Source organism: Streptomyces sp. NPDC042638, assembly GCF_040647235.1.
Taxonomy (GTDB): domain Bacteria; phylum Actinomycetota; class Actinomycetes; order Streptomycetales; family Streptomycetaceae; genus Streptomyces; species Streptomyces rameus.
The window spans coordinates 113,696-130,715 of sequence record NZ_JBEZBT010000001.1; the positions used below are offsets into that span (position 1 = coordinate 113,696).

Here is a 17,020-nt window from a genome sequence, read left to right on the forward strand (position 1 = left end):
CCGCGGGGCTCACCCAGGACCCGGCACGCATCACCCCGCATCTCCGCTTCGCCGCGGCCGTGGCCAGTGCCGCGGTGCGCGTGGCCGTGGAGTCCTGGGCCGCCACGACGACCCTGCCCACCAGCCCGGACGGCCCGGCGGCCCTGGCCGTACGCAACCTGCGCGCCCTGCGGGCCTTCGACTGGGGCACGCCGGCAGACGTGCCCGGGCCGGAGACCGGGAAGTAGCTGGACGGAAGCCCGGGGAGAAACGGCGGGCCCTACGCCCCTGACGCGCCCGGATCCTCCGTACGGAACCACACCCGGCCCCGCCTGCCTGGCGGCTACCGAGCCCCCGCCTGCCTGGTGGCCGTCCGGCCGGTGTCCGGCGCCGCCTGCCTGGCGTCCCCCGGCCGGTGGCCGTCCCGCCGGGCATCCGCCCAGCCGCCGCCCCCTCACCCGGCGTCCGCCCACCAGATGTCCCCAGCCCAGCCTCCGGCTACCTGGTGTCCGGCCGGCCGGTGTCCGCCCAGCCCGCCGGTGTCCGCCTCTACCCGGCGTCCGCCCCCGGTGCCCGCTCACCCGGCGTCCGCCCCGCCGGTCTCCGCGGCAGCCCTGCTCAAGCGACCGCCCAACTCCCGGACGGTGTTCACCAGTTCTCCCGGCCCGCGGACCGTGAACTCGCACCCCGCCATCGCCAGCCGTACCGCCAGCCACTCCACGGGACCGCCGGTGGTGCCCCGTAGGACGCAGCCGCCCGTGCCGTCGTCCTCGGGCGTGCCCAGCATCCTCGGCATCCGCGCGGAGACCTGTTCGACGGGCGCGGCGAACCGCACCTCGAAGCGGTACGTCTCCTGCCGCCGGTGGATCGACTGCCGCAGATACTCGGCGGCGCTTCCCGTCGGCAACTCCCGCGGCGCGAACCGGACTCCGGTCGCGAACGGCTCGCTCACCCGGTCGACCCGGAAGGTGCGCCAGTCCGCCCGGTCGAGGTCGTACGCGACCAGGTACCAGCGCTGCCCCGTCGACACCAGCCGGTGCGGCTCGGTCAGCCGGCGGGACGCGCTGCCGTCCTTGTCGCGGTAGGCGAACCGCAGCCGCTCCCGCCCCGCCACCGTCGACGCCATCACGGTCAGCGTCTCCGGTGCGATGCTCGGCCCGTCCCCGCTGGTCAGCGGCGTGGTGGCGGCCTGCAGCGTGGACACGCGGTGGCGCAGCCGGGAGGGCAGCACCTGCTCCAGCTTGGCCAGGGCCCGGACGGACGCCTCGTCCACCCCTTCCACGGCGTGCCCGGCCCCGGCACGCAGCCCGACCGCGATCGCGACCGCCTCCTCGTCGTCCAGCACCAGCGGCGGCATGGCCTTGCCCGCGACCAGCCGGTACCCGCCGTCCGTGCCCTTCGTCGCCTGCACCGGATAACCCAGCTCCCGCAGCCGGTCGATGTCCCGTCGCACGGTACGGCGGGACACCCGGAGCCGATCGGCCAGCTCACCGCCGGGCCACTCGCGGGGAGTCTGGAGAAGGGAGAGGAGCTGGAGCAGCCGAGCCGGAGTGTCCGTCGTCATACGTCCGAGGATGCCGCAGATCTAGGACATGGCCTGACCTAATGGCGTTCTAGCCTCCCCTCATGACTCCGAACGACCGCAACGCCTCCCAGGAGCGTGGGGAACCGCGCGACCAGCCGCAGGGGACGGGCACCCGGCGCCCCGCCGTCGCCGCTACGGCGCCCTCCGGACCGGCCCCCGACCGAGCCCGCTGGCTGGCTCTGGCCATCGTGATGACCGCGGCCTTCATGGACCTGGTGGACGTCACGATCGTCAACATCGCCATCCCGTCCATCGAGCGGTCCGCCCACGCCTCGGTGAGCCAGATCCAGTGGATAACCGCCGGCTACGCCCTCGCCTTCGCCGCCGGTCTGATCACCGGCGGGCGGCTCGGTGACATCCACGGCCGCAAGCGGCTGTTCCTCATCGGTATCGGTGGCTTCACCCTCGCCTCCGCCCTGTGCGGTTTCGCGGCGAACCCGGAGATGCTGGTCGCCTCCCGGATCCTGCAGGGCGGCATGGCCGCGCTGATGGTGCCGCAGGTGCTGTCGATCGTGCACGCCACCTTCCCGGCCCACGAACGCGGCAAGGTCTTCGGCCTGTTCGGCGCGATCGTCGGTCTCGGCGCGGTCTCCGGTCCGCTGCTGGGCGCACTGCTGACGGAGTGGAACCTGTTCGGCCTCGAATGGCGCCCCATCTTCCTCATCAACCTCCCTGTCGGCGTCCTGGCCTGGATACTGGGCCGCCGCTTCATCACCGAGTCGAAGGCCCCCAAGGCGCTGAAGCTGGACCTCGTCGGCGTCACCCTGGTCTCGCTGGGCCTGCTGATGCTGCTCTATCCGCTCACCCGTGGACGCGAACTGGGCTGGCCGCTGTGGGGGTACGTCTGCATGGCCGGCGCGCTCGCCGTCTTCGCGGCGCTGGTGTCGTACGAAAAACGGAAGGCGGCCAGGGACGGTTCCCCGCTCATCGAACTGTCCCTCTTCCGGGTGAAGAGCTTCGCCGCCGGCATCGCCGTACAGACCGTCTTCGGTGTCGCACTCGGCATCTTCTTCCTGGTCTGGACGCTGTACATGCAGATCGGCCTGGGCTGGCGCCCGTTGCGCGCCGGGCTGACCGGGGTGCCGTTCTCGATCGCGGTGTCCGTGGCGGCCGGGCTGTCGGTGCAGCAGCTGGTCCCGCGGTTCGGCCGGAAGGTGCTCCAGGCGGGGGCGCTGGTGATGGGCACCGGCGTGCTGATCTACCTCTGGGAGGCCCACCGCTACGGCCTGGCCATCACCCCGTGGCAGATGGCTCCGCCGCTGGTCGTGATGGGTCTCGGCATGGGGCTGATCGTCGCCCCGCTGACCGACGCGGTGCTCTCGGAGGTGCCGCGCGAGCATGCCGGTTCCGCGTCCGGACTGATCAACACCGTGCAGCAGATGGGCAACGCCCTCGGGCTGGGGCTGGTGTCGGTGGTCTTCTTCGGGCAGATCGGTGACCGGCTGGCCCTCGCCCAGGTCGGGCCGGCCTTCGTGCACGCCTTCCAGCACGCGCTGTGGTACGTCGCCGGGATCATGGGCGTGATCTTCCTGCTGATGTGCGCCCTGCCGAAGCGTCCGGCGCAGCACGTGGAGGGCGCCGCGCAGGAGGCGCCGGAGACGGTGAAGGAGCCAGAGCTGGTCTCCTGACCTGGTGCGACATCGAGCCCGGCACCGGACGGTGCCGGGCTCGACGCTGTCCGGGGGAGCGGAAGCCCGCGCCCGGCCGGCACCCGGGGCGGCGGCGGGGGCAGTACCGGGGGCCGCACCGAAGTCCGTTCATGTCCGGGTCGGGTCCGGACCTGTTTACTTATCGGAATCTCGGGCGTAGCCTGCCACTGAAACCACACGTTCGGGCATCTCCGGAAGCGATCGGGCATCCGGGTGTCGGGACCGACGTGGCCGACGTGACCGACGGCAGCGCGCGGAGGCGAACGGACATGTACGCACCGGAACGGCAGCAGGAGATCCTGCGGCTCGCCCGTGACGGCGGTCGGGTGGACGTGTTGTCCCTGGCCGAGGAGTTCCAGGTGACCGCGGAGACCATTCGCCGCGATCTGAAGGCCCTCGACCGCGCCGGTCTCGTCCGCCGGGTGCACGGCGGTGCCATCCCGGCCGGCCGCCTCGACTTCGAGCCGGACCTCACCGAGCGCGAGTCCACCGCCGCCGACGAGAAGGACCGCATCGCCAAGGCAGCCCTGGCCGAACTGCCGGCGGACGGCACGATGATCCTCGACGCCGGTACGACGGTGGCCCGCCTCGCCGCCGCCATCCCGCTGGAGGCGTCCCTCACCGTCGTCACGCACAGCCTGCCCATCGCCGCCCGCCTCGCCGACCACCCGGGCATCCAGCTCCATCTGATCGGGGGGCGCGTACGGCACCGTACGCGCGCCGCCGTGGACGCCTGGGCGCTGCGCGCGTACGGCGAGATCCGCGCCGACGTCCTGTTCGTCGCCGCCAACGGCTTCTCCGCCGAGCACGGCCTGACCACCCCCGACCTCGCAGAGGCCGCGGTCAAGCGGGCCGCGGTCGCCGCCGCCCGCCGGGTGGTGCTCCTGGCCGACTCCGCCAAGCACGGCCAGGAGCACTTCGCCCGCTTCGGGGCCCTGAGCGATGTGGACCTGCTGATCACCGACAGCGGGTTGAGTCCGGACGACGCCGCCGCCATCGAGCGCGGCGGCACGGAAGTAGTACGCGCATGATCCTCACCGTCACCCCCAACCCCTCCCTCGACCGCACCTACGAGGTCCCCGCCCTGGAGCGCGGCGAGGTCATCCGCGCCACCGGCGAGCGCATGGACCCCGGCGGCAAGGGCGTGAACGTCTCGCGCGCGGTCGCCGCCGCCGGCCGGCGCACGGTCGCCGTCCTGCCCCTGGGCGGCGCTCCGGGGGCGCTCGTCGCCGAGCTGCTCGACGCGCAGGGCATCGAGGTCGCGCCGGTCCCGGTCGCCGGAGCCACCCGTTCCAACATCGCTCTCGCGGAGTCCGACGGGGTGCTCACGAAGATCAACGCGCCGGGTCCGGAACTGTCCGCGCAGGAGCAGGAACTCCTGCTGGACACGGTCCGCGCGCAGTCGCGTGAGGCCGACTGGATCGCGTGCTGCGGCAGCCTGCCCCGGGGGCTCGCGCCCTCCTGGTACGCCGACGTCGTCACGCGGGCGCACGCCGGAGGTGCGCGGATCGCCCTGGACACCTCGGGGCGTGCGCTCCTGGAGGCGCTGCGCGCGCGGCCCGACGTGGTGAAGCCGAACGCCGAGGAGCTCGCCGGAGCCGTCGCGCGCCCCCTGACGACCGTGGGCGAGGCGCTCAAGGCGGCCGAGGAGGTGCGCGCGATGGGCGCGGGCGCCGTACTCGCGAGCCTGGGCGCCGACGGTCAACTCCTGGTGTCGGACAGCGGCGCGTGGTTCGGCAGCGCGCGGGTGTCGACCGTCCGCAGCAACGTCGGCGCCGGCGACGCCTCTCTGGCCGGCTTCCTCATCGCGGGCGGCACCGGTCCCGAGGCCCTCGCCTCCGCCGTCGCCCACGGCGCCGCCGCCGTCCAGCTCCCCGGCAGCGTGATGCCGACCCCCGCCGACCTGAACCCCGCGGCCGTGACCGTCACGACGGACATCCCCCTCGGCCGCGCACTGACGGAGCCGTCACCATGACGGCCGCCACGACGCCCGGCGTCCCCACCCCCACCCCCGCCCTCCCCACCCCCCGGGCGATACGCGCGCAGAGGAGCCCGCGATGAGCGACATGATCACCGCGGATCTGGTCGACCTCGACCTGTCCGCCGACACCAAGGAAGCGGCGGCCCGAGCCCTCGCCGAGCGCATGGTGGCCCAGGGCCGGGTCACCTCCCTGGAGGGCTTCCTCGCCGACGTGGCCGCCCGCGAGGCGCAGATGCCGACCGGCCTCGACGGCGGCATCGGCATCCCGCACTGCCGTAGCGCGCACGTCACGGAACCGACTCTCGCCTTCGGCCGCAGCGCCGCCGGCATCGACTTCGGTGCCGCGGACGGCCCCGCCGACCTGATCTTCCTGATCGCGGCGCCCGCCGGCGCCGACGACGCGCACCTCACGATCCTCTCCTCCCTCGCCCGCCAGCTGATGAACGCCGAGTTCACCTCCGCGCTGCGGGCGGTGAGCGACGCGGACACGGCGGCGGCTCTGATCCGGGGGGACGAGGCGCCGTCGGCCCAGGGGGCGCCGAGCGCTTCCGCGGGCGCCGGCGGTGGCCCGAACGCCGGTGGCGTACGGGAAGGTGCAGCCCAGGGCGCCGTGGGCGCTGCGCACGCCTCCGAGGACACCGCCGCGGCGGATGCCGGCACCGGCACCGGCACCGGCACCGGCACCGACACCGGTGCCGGTTCCGGTGCCGGCCGCCCGTTCCGTATCGTCGCCGTCACGTCCTGCCCGACCGGCATCGCGCACACCTACATGGCGGCCGAGTCCCTGGAGAACGCCGGCCGCGAGGCGGGCGTCGAACTGGTCGTCGAGACGCAGGGCTCGGCCGGCTTCACCCGGCTGGACCCGGCGGTGATCGCGGCGGCGGACGGTGTGATCCTCGCGCACGACGTCGCCGTACGCGACAAGGACCGCTTCGCGGGCAAGCCGACCGTCGACGTGGGCGTGAAGGCCGGCATCAACCGGCCCGCCGACCTCATCGCGGAGGTCCGCGAGAAGGCGGCACGCGGCGAGGTGAGCGCCCCGGCGCACGCGTCGGCCGGCACGCCGGTGGAGCGCGCGGGCGACTCCGGCGAGGGCTACGGCACCAAGCTGCGCAGGTGGTTGATGTCCGGCGTCAGCTACATGGTTCCGTTCGTCGCCGCGGGCGGTCTCCTCATCGCGCTGGGCTTCGCGATCGGCGGCTGGCAGGTCAGCAAGGCGCCCTCGGTCATGGACCACTTCATGTGGACGCAGACCGACAGCTGGGGCGCCCTGCTCTTCCAGATCGGCGGCGTCGCCTTCAAGTTCCTCGTGCCGGTCCTGGCCGGCTACATCGCGTACGGCATGGCCGACCGGCCCGGCCTCGTCCCCGGTTTCGTGGGCGGCGCCATCGCCCTCGACATCAACGCGGGCTTCCTCGGCGGCCTGGCGGCCGGTCTGATCGCCGGTGGTGTGGTGCTGGCGATCCAGCGGGTGCGGATCCCGGTGGCGTTGCGCGGCATCATGCCGGTGGTGGTGATTCCGCTGATCTCCTCGGCGATCGTCGGCTTCCTGATGTTCGTCGTGATCGGCAAGCCCATCGCCTCCGCCCAGAAGGGCCTCACGGACTGGCTGAGCGGCCTCACCGGTGCCAACGCCGTCCTGCTGGGCGCCCTGCTCGGCCTGATGATGTGCTTCGACCTGGGCGGTCCGGTCAACAAGGTCGCCTACACCTTCGCCACCGCCGGCATCGCGGTCGCCGACCCCAGCGGCTCCGCCATGAAGATCATGGCCGCGGTGATGGCGACCGGCATGGTGCCGCCGCTGGCGATGGCCCTGGCCACCACCGTGCGCGGCAGGCTGTTCACCCCGGCCGAGCGCGAGAACGGCAAGGCCGCCTGGGTCCTGGGCGCGTCCTTCATCTCCGAGGGCGCGATCCCCTTCGCGGCGGCCGACCCACTGCGGGTCATCCCGTCCTCCATGGTGGGCGGCGCGCTGACCGGGGCCCTGTCGATGACCTTCGGCGCCACCCTGCGCGCCCCGCACGGCGGCATCTTCGTGGTCCCGCTGATCGGCAACCCGTTCCTCTACCTGCTGGCCATCGCCGTCGGCGTCTGTGTCACCACGGTCCTGGTGGTGCTCCTCAAGGGGATGCGCAAGGAGAGCCCGGAGTCCACGGCCACCGGTCCCGCCTCGCCGCCGTCCGGCACGACGAAGGAGACCAAGGAGCCGATAGCGGCCTGACCGCCGTACCGCTCCCTCCAGGCGCCTTGTCCCTTTGGTTCGCTGTGAGTTGTTCACGGCACCTGCGAGATACGTCACGGTCCGGGCTCAAAGTCCCGGACCGTGGTGTGTACTGGGCGTATGCCTGAGCACGCCCCGACTCTCCAGCTGATCGGCGTGGCCGTACTCGCCGTGACGGCCGTCGCGTGGACCGCCGTCCTGCTGCGCCTGCTGCGGCGTACGAACCTCCAGGCCGCCATCCGGCGCCCCCCGGCGCCGCTCCCGGCCCTGCCAAGCCAGACCCGGGGTGGCCCCCCACAGGAGTCCGTGGAGCTGACTCCCGCGGAACAGGACGCGTTCGCGGGCCTGGTACGGCAGTTCGCGGGCGGCTGACAACGGGGTGGCGCGGCCCGCGACGGCAGGGAGCGGCCGGCACGGAAGAGGCCCGGAGCCCGGCTGTGCCTCCCGGTCGTCCCTGCCGCGTTTCCCCGGTCGTCCCGGCGGTGCCTGCGGTCGTCCCGGTCGGGCTCCGCGGTTATCCCTGCCTCGCCGCGCGGCGCTCCATCGCGTCCCGGGCCGCGTCCTCCGACATGTACACCTCGCACATGTGCCGCCCGTCCGGCGTCGCCGTGTGCTCGACCTCCCACAGGGAGATCTCGGTGTCGTCGGGCAGCAGGAAGGCGTGCTCGTACAGCGCGTAGCTCAGGCCCCCGCGCCCGGCCCGCCCGGGCCTGCCGAACGCCTGCGTGATCTGGTGCGCGGTGGCCGTCGCCAGCAGGGCCGCCGTCTGCGCGCCGGGCCGGTCGGCGTTCTCCGCACGGCGCAGGAGCCGGCGCGCGTGGTCCGCGGAGTCCTCGGAGGCGAACACGTGCCGGGGCTCGGGGATCGCCCACAGCCCCGTCAGCGACGGAAGCTCGAAGTCCTGCGTGTCCGGCGGCAGCCCGAGCCGTGCCGTGGCGGTCTGCAACTCCTCCTCGTCGACGTACACCTCGTGCTCCGGGGCGCTGCCGGGCGCATGGTTGTGCACGAGCTCCCACAGGGTGACCGCCGAGCCGTCGGCCAGCAACCAGGTGTGCCGGTACGTCTCACGGTGCAGCCCCGCGCTGTGATAGGCGGAGTGCAGTGAACTGTCGTGCGCCAGCGCACAGTCGAGTTGCCTTATCACCTCGTCCGGCAGCTCGAAGGAGTTCAGGGCACGGCCGAGGAGTCGCGCGAGATGCTCCTCCGGAGACTCGGGCGACTCGGCTGGTTCGTACGCTGCGGTCTCGTACGGAACGCTCAAGACATCTCCCGGCGTTGCTGCATGTCACCTTGTGGGTGCATACCGTAGCCCCTCGGTCGGACATCATGTCCGGGAACCGAGAAAACGTACGCCGGGAAAACACGGGGACCGCGCGAAAAGTTCCCGCGCGGCCCCTCGTCCTGTCAAAACCCGCCGGTCAGACGGCGCTTCCCGCGGTCCAGGCGCTCCACGTCATGTTCCATCCGTTGAGGCCGTTGTCGGGGTCGACGGTCTTGTCGGGGGAGTGCTTCACGATCACGACGTCCCCGATGAGCGAGTTGTCGAAGAACCACTTGGCGGACGTGGCGCCCTGCGCCCCCTGGACGTCCGCCAGGCCGACACAGCCGTGGCTGGTGCCCTCCCGGCCGAACGGCGGGTTGCTCTGGCTGTACCAGTAGTTGCCGTGGATGAACGTTCCCGACGACGTCAGCCGCATCGCGTGCGGCACGTCCGGGATGTCGTACTCGCCGCCGAAGCCGACCGTCGAGCCGTTCATGCGGGTCTGCACGAACTTCTCCGAGATCACCATCTGCCCGTTGTACGTGGTGTGCTGCGCGCTGCCCGCCGAGATCGGCACCGTCTTGATGGTCCTGCCGTCCCGCACGACCGTCATGGTCTGCGTGTTGACGTCGACCGTGGAGACCTGCGACCGGCCGATGGTGAAGGAGACGGACTTCTTCTGGACGCCGTAGACGCCCTTCGCGCCCTGGACCCCGTCCAGGTCGATGCGCATCGTGATCTTGGAGCCGGCCTTCCAGTAGTCCTGCGGCCGGAAGTCCAGCCGCTGGTCGCCGAACCAGTGCCCGACCACCTGCTGGCCACTGCTGGAATTGACCGTGATGTGCGACTGCACGGCCTTCTTGTCGGTGATCGCCTTGTCGAAGGTGAACGACACCGGCATGCCCGCCCCGACGGTCGCGCCGTTGTCGGGCGTGTAGGTGCCGATGAAGCTGTTGGACGAGGAGACGGTGGTGAAGATGGAGTTGGCCGCCGCCGTACGCCCCGCGGAGTCCTTCGCGGTCGCGGCTATCTGGTACTTCGTCCCGCGCTCCAGACGTTCCTTCGGCTTCCAGACGCTGCCGTCCGCGGATATCGCCCCGGGCACGGCCTGCCCCGACCCCGCCACGGTCATCTTCACGTCGGTCAGCTTGCCGTCGCTGACCTTCACCCCGGTGGCGTTGATGGACGCCCCGGTCGAGCCGTCCTTGGCCGAGATCGCGATCTTCGCCGTCGACGTCTTCGGGGATTCCTTACCGCCCTTGCCGTCGTCGTTGTTCGCGTTGGCGCTGCCGCCGCAGGCGGTCAGGGTGAGGGCGCCGACCATCAGGGCGGCACAGGCCCCGAGTACGCGCCGCGCTGCAATGTCCGGCGTTGTCACGGGCTGCTCCAGGTTCGTGTGAAGTGGGTGATCCGTTCGGCTGCGTGGAGAAAGAGGGCGCGGACGGCGGGGAAGGTTCCCGCCGGGTCCGATGAACGCCATCACGTGACAGAACCGCGACAATCCCCGGCCTGGGACCCCCTTGTCCCCCCTCCGGAACAGCGCGCGGAGGCCGCATCGTTGACCGTCGCGCCCACGGACAGGGGGCCGCGTGCCGGGCTCCGCCGCACGCGCCCCCTTCCGTCCCTCCTGCCCCGGAGCCGGTCCTACCTCTTCCCGTACAGCTCCTCGTACGACGGCCACGCCCCTCCCGGCCCGTCGACCGACTCCGCCGCGCGCACCGCCCGTACGATCGCGCGCGTCACCAGGTCCGCGCCGGCGGCGAGGATGCCGTTCAGTGCCAGGGGGTGCGAATCGAGCGGGCGCGCGCCGGTGGCGAGCGCGAACACCGTGTCCCCGTCGTGCAGAAGGTGCACCGGCCGTACCGCGCGGGCGATCCCGTCGTGCGCCGTGCCCGCGAGCTTCTGCGCCTGCGCCTTGGAGAGACCGGCGTCCGTCGCGACCACCGCCAGCGTCGTGTTGAGCGGTGGCGGGGTGTTCGCGGCGGCGGTCTCGTCGAGGCGCCGGCGCGCGGCCTCGTGCACACCGTCCTCCGGGTACGCGATCCGGCCCTGGAGCAACTCCCCGTACAGCACCCCCGTCCCGGGGTCCATCGCCGACCCCGCGGCGTTCGCGACCACCAGCGCGGCCACCGTGATCCCCGAGTCGAGCACCGTACTCGCCGTGCCCACACCGCCCTTGAGCTGCCCGACGACGGCGCCCGTGCCGGCGCCCACACACCCCTCCGGCACCCGTGCGCCCGACGCGCCGGCCGCCGCCGCCTCCACCGCCGCACGTCCCGTCGCCGCGTCCGGACGGGCGCGGAAGTCCCCGCCGCGCCCCAGGTCGAAGACACACGCGGCGGGCACCACCGGTACGACGTGCGCCGGGTCGGACCCCACCGGCACGCCCCGCCCGTGCTCCTCCAGCCAGGCCATCACCCCGGACGCCGCGTCGAGCCCGTACGCGCTGCCTCCGGTCAGCACGACCGCGTCGATCCTCTGGACGACGTTGCGCGGGTCGAGCGCGTCGGTCTCCTTGGTGCCGGGGCCGCCGCCCCGTACGTCCACGGCGGCTACGGCGCCGCCCTCGGGCGCGAGGACGACCGTGGTGCCGGTGAGCCGGCCGTCGCCGGTGAGGGTGGCGTGCCCCACCCGCAGCCCGGCGACATCCGTCAATGCGTCAGCTGTCATGGACGTCAGTCTGCCCCCGTCCGGCGCGCTCCCCGAGGCGCTCAGCCGGCCGGGCCGGCGGCGCGGGCCCCGCGCTCCCGGCCGGCCATGCGCGCCGTCAGCACCACCCCGGTCACCACCGCGGCCGAGGAGACGAGCCCCGCCGCGAGCACCGCCCAGTGGGCCAGGAAGGTGCAGCAGACCACCAGCAGAGCCGTGACCGGCAGTACCAGCTGCTGGGCGGGACCGACCTTGTAATGACGTGCGTGCAGGGTCCATACGGTCAGCAGGTACAGGGCCGTCGGCAGGGTGACGGCGGCCGAGGCGGACAGGGCGGAGATGTGCGCCGTGCCGACCGCCTGTTCCACGGCCACCTCCAGGCCCGCGCCGATCGCGGCCGCCGAGGTGAAGACGAGATAGTGGCCGTAGCCCCAGACGAACGCCCGTCCTCGGGAGCGCAGGTGACCGTGGATGGGGACCACGAAGTAGATCCACCATGCGGAGAAGACGATGAGCAGTCCGCCGGCGGCGATGGGCAACAGCTCGGTCAGCGCGTCGTGGTCGTCCACGGCCGACTTCACGGCGACCGTGGCCGCGGCGATCGTCTCGCCGAGCACGATGATCGTGAACAGGCCGTAGCGTTCGGCGATGTGATGCGGGTGCCAGGAGGTCTCGTGGCGTCTCTCGGCGTAGGGCGGCACGCACAGCTCCGCCAGCGCCATCACCAGGAAGACCCAGGGCCGGGCCGGTTCGGGCAGCAGCACCAGCCCGAGCCAGCCCACCTGGCACAGCAGCACGCCGCTCGCGTACCGCAGCGCGGCGGTCCGCTCCGCGTCCGGGGCGGATCTCGCGGCTCTCAGCCACTGCCCGGCCATCGCCAGCCGCATGATCACGTAGCCGAGCACGACGAGCAGGAAGTCGTGCTCCGTGAACGCCCGGGAGATGCCGGCGGCCAGGACCAGCACGCCGGCGATCTGCACCAGGGTGACGATCCGGTAGAGAGCGTCGTCGTTGTCGTACGCCGAGGCGAACCAGGTGAAGTTCATCCAGGCCCACCAGATGGCGAAGAAGGCCATCGCGTAGTTGAGGATCCCGTCGCCCGCGTGGCCCGCCGCGACGGCGTGCACCAGTTGCACGCCCGCCTGGGCGACCGCGACGACGAAGCACAGGTCGAAGAGGAGCTCCAGTGGGGAGGCGACGCGGTGGGCCTCGTCGCGACCGCGCGCGGTGAGCGGCCGCAGAGGGCCTGGCGGCTGCGGCGTGCCGGAGGGGGCGGCCGTCTGACCGGAACTCGACGTCATGGTGTCCAGAACAGCAGAAAACCGCCAGGAAATCTTGTGAACCGGTTCATAAGCGAACGAAGCGGAACCCGCCGGGCCATTCCCGGGGTGCCCGTACCCTTGAGGTATGAGCACCGCCCCCGAACCCGAGCCGCGCGCCCCGAAGCCCGCGCTGGTCTTCGACGATCCGCTGGACCAGCAGACCTCGGACGACACCGACCGCGGGTGGGGCGAACGCACGGAGGGCGACAGCGCCGCCGACCTGAAGCGCTTCCTCGACGAGAAGCCGCCCCACCACCTCTGAGCCGTCCGCGGGCGCGCGGCTAGCGCGCGTCGTGCCCGGAGCCGCGCTGCGCGACCAGCGCGTCGCGGATCTCCTTGAGCACCTCCAGCTCGCTCACCTCGACGACCTCCTTCGTGCCCTCCCGCGCCGCCTTCCGGGCCGCCTGCCGGGCCAGGTACTTCGACATCGGCAGGACCATCAGGAAGTACACCACCGCCGCGGTGATCAGGAAGGTGAGCGTGGCGCCCAGCACGGAGCCCCACATGATCCGCACTCCGCTCGTCGGCGTGCCGTCCGCGGCCTGCGTGCACCGCCCCTTCAGACAGGAGCTGTAGCCGTCGAGGTTCTGCGTGCCGATCGCTCCGACCAGCGGGTTGATGATCCCCTTCACCAGCGAGTTGACGATGTTCGTGAAGGCCGCGCCGATGACGACCGCTACTGCCAGATCGACGACGTTGCCGCGCATCAGGAAGGCCTTGAAGCCCTGCCAGACGCTCGCTTCCTTCTTCGCGCTCACCTCGGGGACTCTCCTTGCATGCACAGGGTGTGGAACGAAACGCTCCGCAACCTACGGCACGGTGCGGCGGGTCTGTCCAGTTCCGCGCCTCGATCGGGGCGCTTGACGGCAAGCCGCCTACAGCGCGTACGAGTTGGTTCAGCACAGCGTCACCGCCAGGCGGGCGGTGGCGCCGGCGCCCACCAGACGCGGCGCGGTGGTTCGCGGCACCGACAGCACGACCAGGGCCCCGCTGTCGACGGCGTCGGCCGGCGGCTCCGGCACCTGTGTCACCCGCACACCGCGCGCGAGCACCCGGGCACCACCCCCGGTGGACGGGTCCTGCGCCGCGATGACATCGACGCGGTCACCGGGGCGCAGTAACCGCACCGTGGCGGCGTCGGCGATCCGTACCGGTGCCGTCACCAGATCCACCGCCGGGAGCCGTCGTACGGGCTCCGCGGCCCGGTGTCCCGGGCGCCGCTCGGCGCCGTGCGGTTCCGCCCCGTTCCGGGGCCCCGCGGCCACGAGCGCCGCCGCCGTCACCGCGAGACCGGCCGCGACGGCCCGCCTGCGATGCCGTACGAGCCTCTGCAGCCGATACCGCCCGCCGCGCACCCGGACCGGGTCGAACGGGGGCACCTCGCGGGTCGCCGGCGCGTCGGTGCCCAGCGGGCGCGGCAGCCGGAAGGCAGCCGGCGCCGAGGAGCGGGTGGGCGGCCGAGTGGGAGGAGGGAGCGGGGAGGGGAAGGGGGCCGGGGTCGAGGAGGGCGAAGGCATGGGGATCACCGCCTGCGGCGAGGAGTTCGGCTTGCGAAGCCACGATGAGGCCTCGCGCCGGATCCCGCCGGAGCCGGTGGACCACGAGCGGATTGTGGACAACTCGCTCACCCGAACGAGAAGTTCAGCCCCCGCCCCCGGGCTCACCGAACGTCACAGAGCCCCCGGACGCCCTACGGCAGCGGGAACCCGGGGTCCATCCCGCCGAGCGCGTTCACGCACAGACAGTCCCGTGCCCCGGTCTCCGGCAGCGCCGCCACCGCGTCGAACAGCACACCGCGCAGCCGGTCCACGTTGGCCGCGAACACCCGCAGCACCTCGTCGTGCGAGACGCCCTCACCGGTCTCGGCGCCCGCGTCGAGGTCCGTGACCAGGGTCAGCGACGAGTAACACAGCTCCAGCTCCCGGGCGAGCGCCGCCTCCGGGTGACCTGTCATGCCTACCACCGACCAGCCCTGGGCCTGGTGCCACAGCGATTCGGCGCGCGTCGAGAAGCGCGGGCCCTCGACCACGACCAGCGTGCCGCCGTCCACCGGTTCCCAGTCCCGTCCGCGGGCCGCCTTCAGCGCGGCGGCCCGCCCGGTGGGGCAGTAGGGGTCGGCCACGGACACGTGCACGACGTTCGGCACGGTGCCGTCGGGCAGCGGCATCCCGTCGAAGTAGGTCTGCGTCCTGGACTTCGTACGGTCCACCAGCTGGTCCGGCACGAGCAGGGTGCCCGGGCCGTACTCGGGACGCAGCCCGCCCACCGCGCACGGGGCCAGCACCTGCCGGACCCCGACCGAGCGCAGTGCCCACAGGTTGGCGCGGTAGTTGATGCGGTGCGGCGGGAGGTGGTGGCCGCGGCCGTGCCGGGGCAGGAAGGCGACCCGCCGGCCGGCGATCTCACCGAGGAAGAGGGAGTCGCTGGGCGCTCCGTAGGGGGTGTCCACCTGGACCTCGGTCACGTCGTCGAGGAAGGAGTAGAAACCCGAACCGCCGATTACGCCGATCTCTGCGTTCGCCATGCCCCGCACACTAGCGGGCCGCGAAACGGCGGGGGACCGGGCGCCGGGGAACGCCGAAGGCCCTGCCGTCGCGGCGACGGCAGGGCCCTGAGGAGAGATCTCAGGCGGCGGAGCTGCTGCTGGTGGAGCTCGACGAGGACGAGGACGACGTCGTCGAGGACGAGGGCGTCGCCGAGGACGCCTTCGAGTCGGACGACGAGCCGGCCGGCTTCGACGCCGGGGCGCTGCTCGACGAGGAGCCGCGCGAGTCGTTGCGGTAGAACCCGGAGCCCTTGAAGACGATGCCGACGGCGGAGAACACCTTCTTCAGGCGGCCGTTGCAGCTGGGGCAGTCGGTCAGGGCGTCATCGGTGAACTTCTGCACCGCCTCAAGGCCCTCGCCGCACTCGGTGCACTGGTACTGGTACGTCGGCACTGTCTTCCTCCTGGCACTCTCACTCGATGAGTGCTAACGACGGTCCATAGTGACGTATTCCCGGGGATCAGTCCACCGTGACGGGGACGCGGTGACCGACGCCACGCGCGACCGTACGGTTCCGGGGCGGTGCGACGAGCCGCGATCGCAGGGCCACCAGGGTGACCAGCGCGAGCACGGTGCCGGCCATCGGCACCAGGAATCCGGCACCCTCCCACAGCCGGTCCTCCAGCTGTCCCGAGACCGTGACCGCGGCGGCCTGGCCGAGTGCGACAGCGCCGGTCAGCCAGGTGAAGGCCTCGGTGCGGGCGCCGGCCGGGACCAGGCTCTCGACCAGCGTGTAGCCGGTGATCAGCGAGGGCGCGATGCACATGCCGACCAGCAGGCCGAGCGCGGCGAGCAGCAGCACCGAGTGCGCGGTCCACAGGGCGGACGCCGCCAGCGCGAGCGCCGCGTAACCGACGACCAGGCGCCTCTGGGGGGCCACCTTCCAGGCGATCGCGCCGCAGACGACGCCGGACAGCATGTTCCCGGCGGCGAAGACGCCGTACAGGACGCCGTTCAGACCGGGCTCGCCGATCGACTCGGTGAAGGCCGCGAGGGACACCTGCATGCCGCCGAAGACCGAGCCGATGCCCAGGAAGGTCGCGACCAGGACGCGCACGCCCGGGATGCTCAGGGCCGAGGCGTGCTTCACGCGCGCGTGCCCGCTCTCCGCGCTCACCGACGGCTGCGTGCTCTTCTGCGCGGCGAACAGCAGACCGCCGACGAGGGTCAGCGCGGCCTCCGTGACCAGGCCCGCGGCCGGCGTCACGGCGGTGCACAGGGCGGTCGCCAGCAGCGGCCCGAAGACGAAGGTCAGCTCGTCCGTGACCGACTCGAACGCCGCCGCGGTGGTCATCAGGGGCGAACCCTGGAGCTTCACGCCCCAGCGGGCGCGCACCATCGGGCCTACCTGCGGCACCGAGGCACCGGTGGGGACGGCCACCAGGAACAGCACCCACAGGGGCGCGTGCGCCAGCGCGAGCGCCGTCAGGGACAGACCGGAGACCGTGTGGACCAGCACCCCGGGGATCAGTACGGCGCGCTGGCCGTAGCGGTCGGCGAGGCGGCCGCTGTAGGGCGCGAACAGCGCCATGGAGACGCCGGTGGCGGCAGCGGCGGCGCCTGCCGCGCCGTACGAGCCGGTGGTGTGCTGCACCAGCAGCACGATGGAGATGGTGAGCATCGCGAACGGCTGGCGCGCCGCGAAGCCGGGGAGCAGGAACGTCCAGGCGCCGCGGGTGCGCAGCAGCTGTCCGTATCCCGGGCGGGTCGATGCCGACGGGTTCTCCGCCGGCTCGGTGGTGACCGTGGACACCACGGCCCGTGCCTTTCTTCCGCCTGGTAGCGCGCCCGTGCGGGGGCGCCGAGAGCTGTCCTCTTGCGCAGAAC

16 protein-coding genes are annotated in these 17,020 nt (G+C 72.5%); 6 read left to right on the forward strand and 10 right to left on the reverse strand.

Annotated features, from left to right (window positions below; translation table 11 throughout):
- Positions 1 to 556 precede the first annotated feature (556 nt).
- Positions 557 to 1,543 (reverse strand): YafY family protein, encoded by a 987-nt coding sequence (locus tag AB0B40_RS00530; RefSeq protein ID WP_362261746.1) that lies wholly within the window; start codon positions 1,541 to 1,543, stop codon positions 557 to 559.
- 62 nt (positions 1,544 to 1,605) lie between these two features.
- On the opposite strand from AB0B40_RS00530, the gene AB0B40_RS00535 reads away from it, so the two are divergent.
- From AB0B40_RS00535 to AB0B40_RS00555, 5 genes are all read left to right on the forward strand, one after another.
- Positions 1,606 to 3,192, forward strand: a complete 1,587-nt coding sequence (locus tag AB0B40_RS00535) for an MFS transporter (RefSeq protein WP_345048248.1) — start codon at positions 1,606 to 1,608, stop codon at positions 3,190 to 3,192.
- Positions 3,193 to 3,482: 290 nt separating this feature from the next.
- Complete coding sequence (locus tag AB0B40_RS00540; protein ID WP_345048247.1) at positions 3,483 to 4,244, forward strand: DeoR/GlpR family DNA-binding transcription regulator; 762 nt, start codon at positions 3,483 to 3,485, stop codon at positions 4,242 to 4,244.
- Complete coding sequence (gene pfkB, locus AB0B40_RS00545; RefSeq protein WP_345048245.1) at positions 4,241 to 5,188, forward strand: 1-phosphofructokinase; 948 nt, start codon at positions 4,241 to 4,243, stop codon at positions 5,186 to 5,188. Before AB0B40_RS00540 ends, pfkB begins: the two co-directional genes overlap by 4 nt.
- An 82-nt stretch (positions 5,189 to 5,270) precedes the next feature.
- Positions 5,271 to 7,415 carry a fructose-specific PTS transporter subunit EIIC gene (locus tag AB0B40_RS00550; RefSeq protein WP_362261751.1) on the forward strand — a complete coding sequence of 715 codons (2,145 nt, stop codon included), beginning with the start codon at positions 5,271 to 5,273 and terminating at the stop codon, positions 7,413 to 7,415.
- 120 nt (positions 7,416 to 7,535) lie between these two features.
- Complete coding sequence (locus AB0B40_RS00555; RefSeq protein ID WP_345060465.1) at positions 7,536 to 7,787, forward strand: hypothetical protein; 252 nt, start codon at positions 7,536 to 7,538, stop codon at positions 7,785 to 7,787.
- Positions 7,788 to 7,929: 142 nt separating this feature from the next.
- On the opposite strand, the gene AB0B40_RS00560 is transcribed toward AB0B40_RS00555, so the two are convergent.
- The 4 genes from AB0B40_RS00560 to AB0B40_RS00575 all read right to left on the reverse strand — a co-directional run bounded on the left by AB0B40_RS00560 (position 7,930) and on the right by AB0B40_RS00575 (position 12,626).
- The gene (locus AB0B40_RS00560) at positions 7,930 to 8,676 is read right to left on the reverse strand and encodes a DUF6227 family protein (RefSeq protein WP_345060463.1); all 747 of its coding nucleotides are present in this window, start codon (positions 8,674 to 8,676) and stop codon (positions 7,930 to 7,932) included.
- A 157-nt stretch (positions 8,677 to 8,833) separates the two neighbouring features.
- Entirely contained in the window at positions 8,834 to 10,054 is a 1,221-nt protein-coding gene (locus AB0B40_RS00565) for an Ig-like domain-containing protein (RefSeq protein ID WP_345060461.1), read from the reverse strand.
- Between the two features lie 266 nt (positions 10,055 to 10,320).
- Complete coding sequence (locus tag AB0B40_RS00570) at positions 10,321 to 11,346, reverse strand: P1 family peptidase (RefSeq protein ID WP_345060459.1); 1,026 nt, start codon at positions 11,344 to 11,346, stop codon at positions 10,321 to 10,323.
- 41 nt (positions 11,347 to 11,387) lie between these two features.
- Positions 11,388 to 12,626: a low temperature requirement protein A gene (locus AB0B40_RS00575; RefSeq protein WP_362261756.1), complete on the reverse strand. Its 1,239-nt coding sequence runs from the start codon at positions 12,624 to 12,626 to the stop codon at positions 11,388 to 11,390.
- Positions 12,627 to 12,732: 106 nt separating this feature from the next.
- Here AB0B40_RS00575 and AB0B40_RS00580 point away from each other — a divergent pair, with 106 nt between their 5' ends.
- Positions 12,733 to 12,909, forward strand: a complete 177-nt coding sequence (locus AB0B40_RS00580; RefSeq protein WP_202515082.1) for a hypothetical protein — start codon at positions 12,733 to 12,735, stop codon at positions 12,907 to 12,909.
- 19 nt (positions 12,910 to 12,928) lie between these two features.
- On the opposite strand, the gene mscL is transcribed toward AB0B40_RS00580, so the two are convergent.
- The 5 genes from mscL to AB0B40_RS00605 all read right to left on the reverse strand — a co-directional run bounded on the left by mscL (position 12,929) and on the right by AB0B40_RS00605 (position 16,949).
- On the reverse strand, positions 12,929 to 13,405 hold the full coding sequence (gene mscL / locus AB0B40_RS00585; RefSeq protein WP_345056376.1) for a large conductance mechanosensitive channel protein MscL: 477 nt from the start codon (positions 13,403 to 13,405) through the stop codon (positions 12,929 to 12,931).
- Between the two features lie 138 nt (positions 13,406 to 13,543).
- A complete protein-coding gene (locus AB0B40_RS00590; RefSeq protein WP_362261760.1) occupies positions 13,544 to 14,164 on the reverse strand; it encodes a hypothetical protein in 621 nt (206 codons plus the stop codon).
- Positions 14,165 to 14,337: 173 nt separating this feature from the next.
- Entirely contained in the window at positions 14,338 to 15,171 is an 834-nt protein-coding gene (locus AB0B40_RS00595; RefSeq protein ID WP_345056372.1) for an S-methyl-5'-thioadenosine phosphorylase, read from the reverse strand.
- A gap of 100 nt (positions 15,172 to 15,271) precedes the next feature.
- Positions 15,272 to 15,586: an FmdB family zinc ribbon protein gene (locus AB0B40_RS00600; RefSeq protein WP_345056370.1), complete on the reverse strand. Its 315-nt coding sequence runs from the start codon at positions 15,584 to 15,586 to the stop codon at positions 15,272 to 15,274.
- A 67-nt stretch (positions 15,587 to 15,653) separates the two neighbouring features.
- On the reverse strand, positions 15,654 to 16,949 hold the full coding sequence (locus tag AB0B40_RS00605; protein WP_362261764.1) for an MFS transporter: 1,296 nt from the start codon (positions 16,947 to 16,949) through the stop codon (positions 15,654 to 15,656).
- Positions 16,950 to 17,020 lie beyond the last annotated feature (71 nt).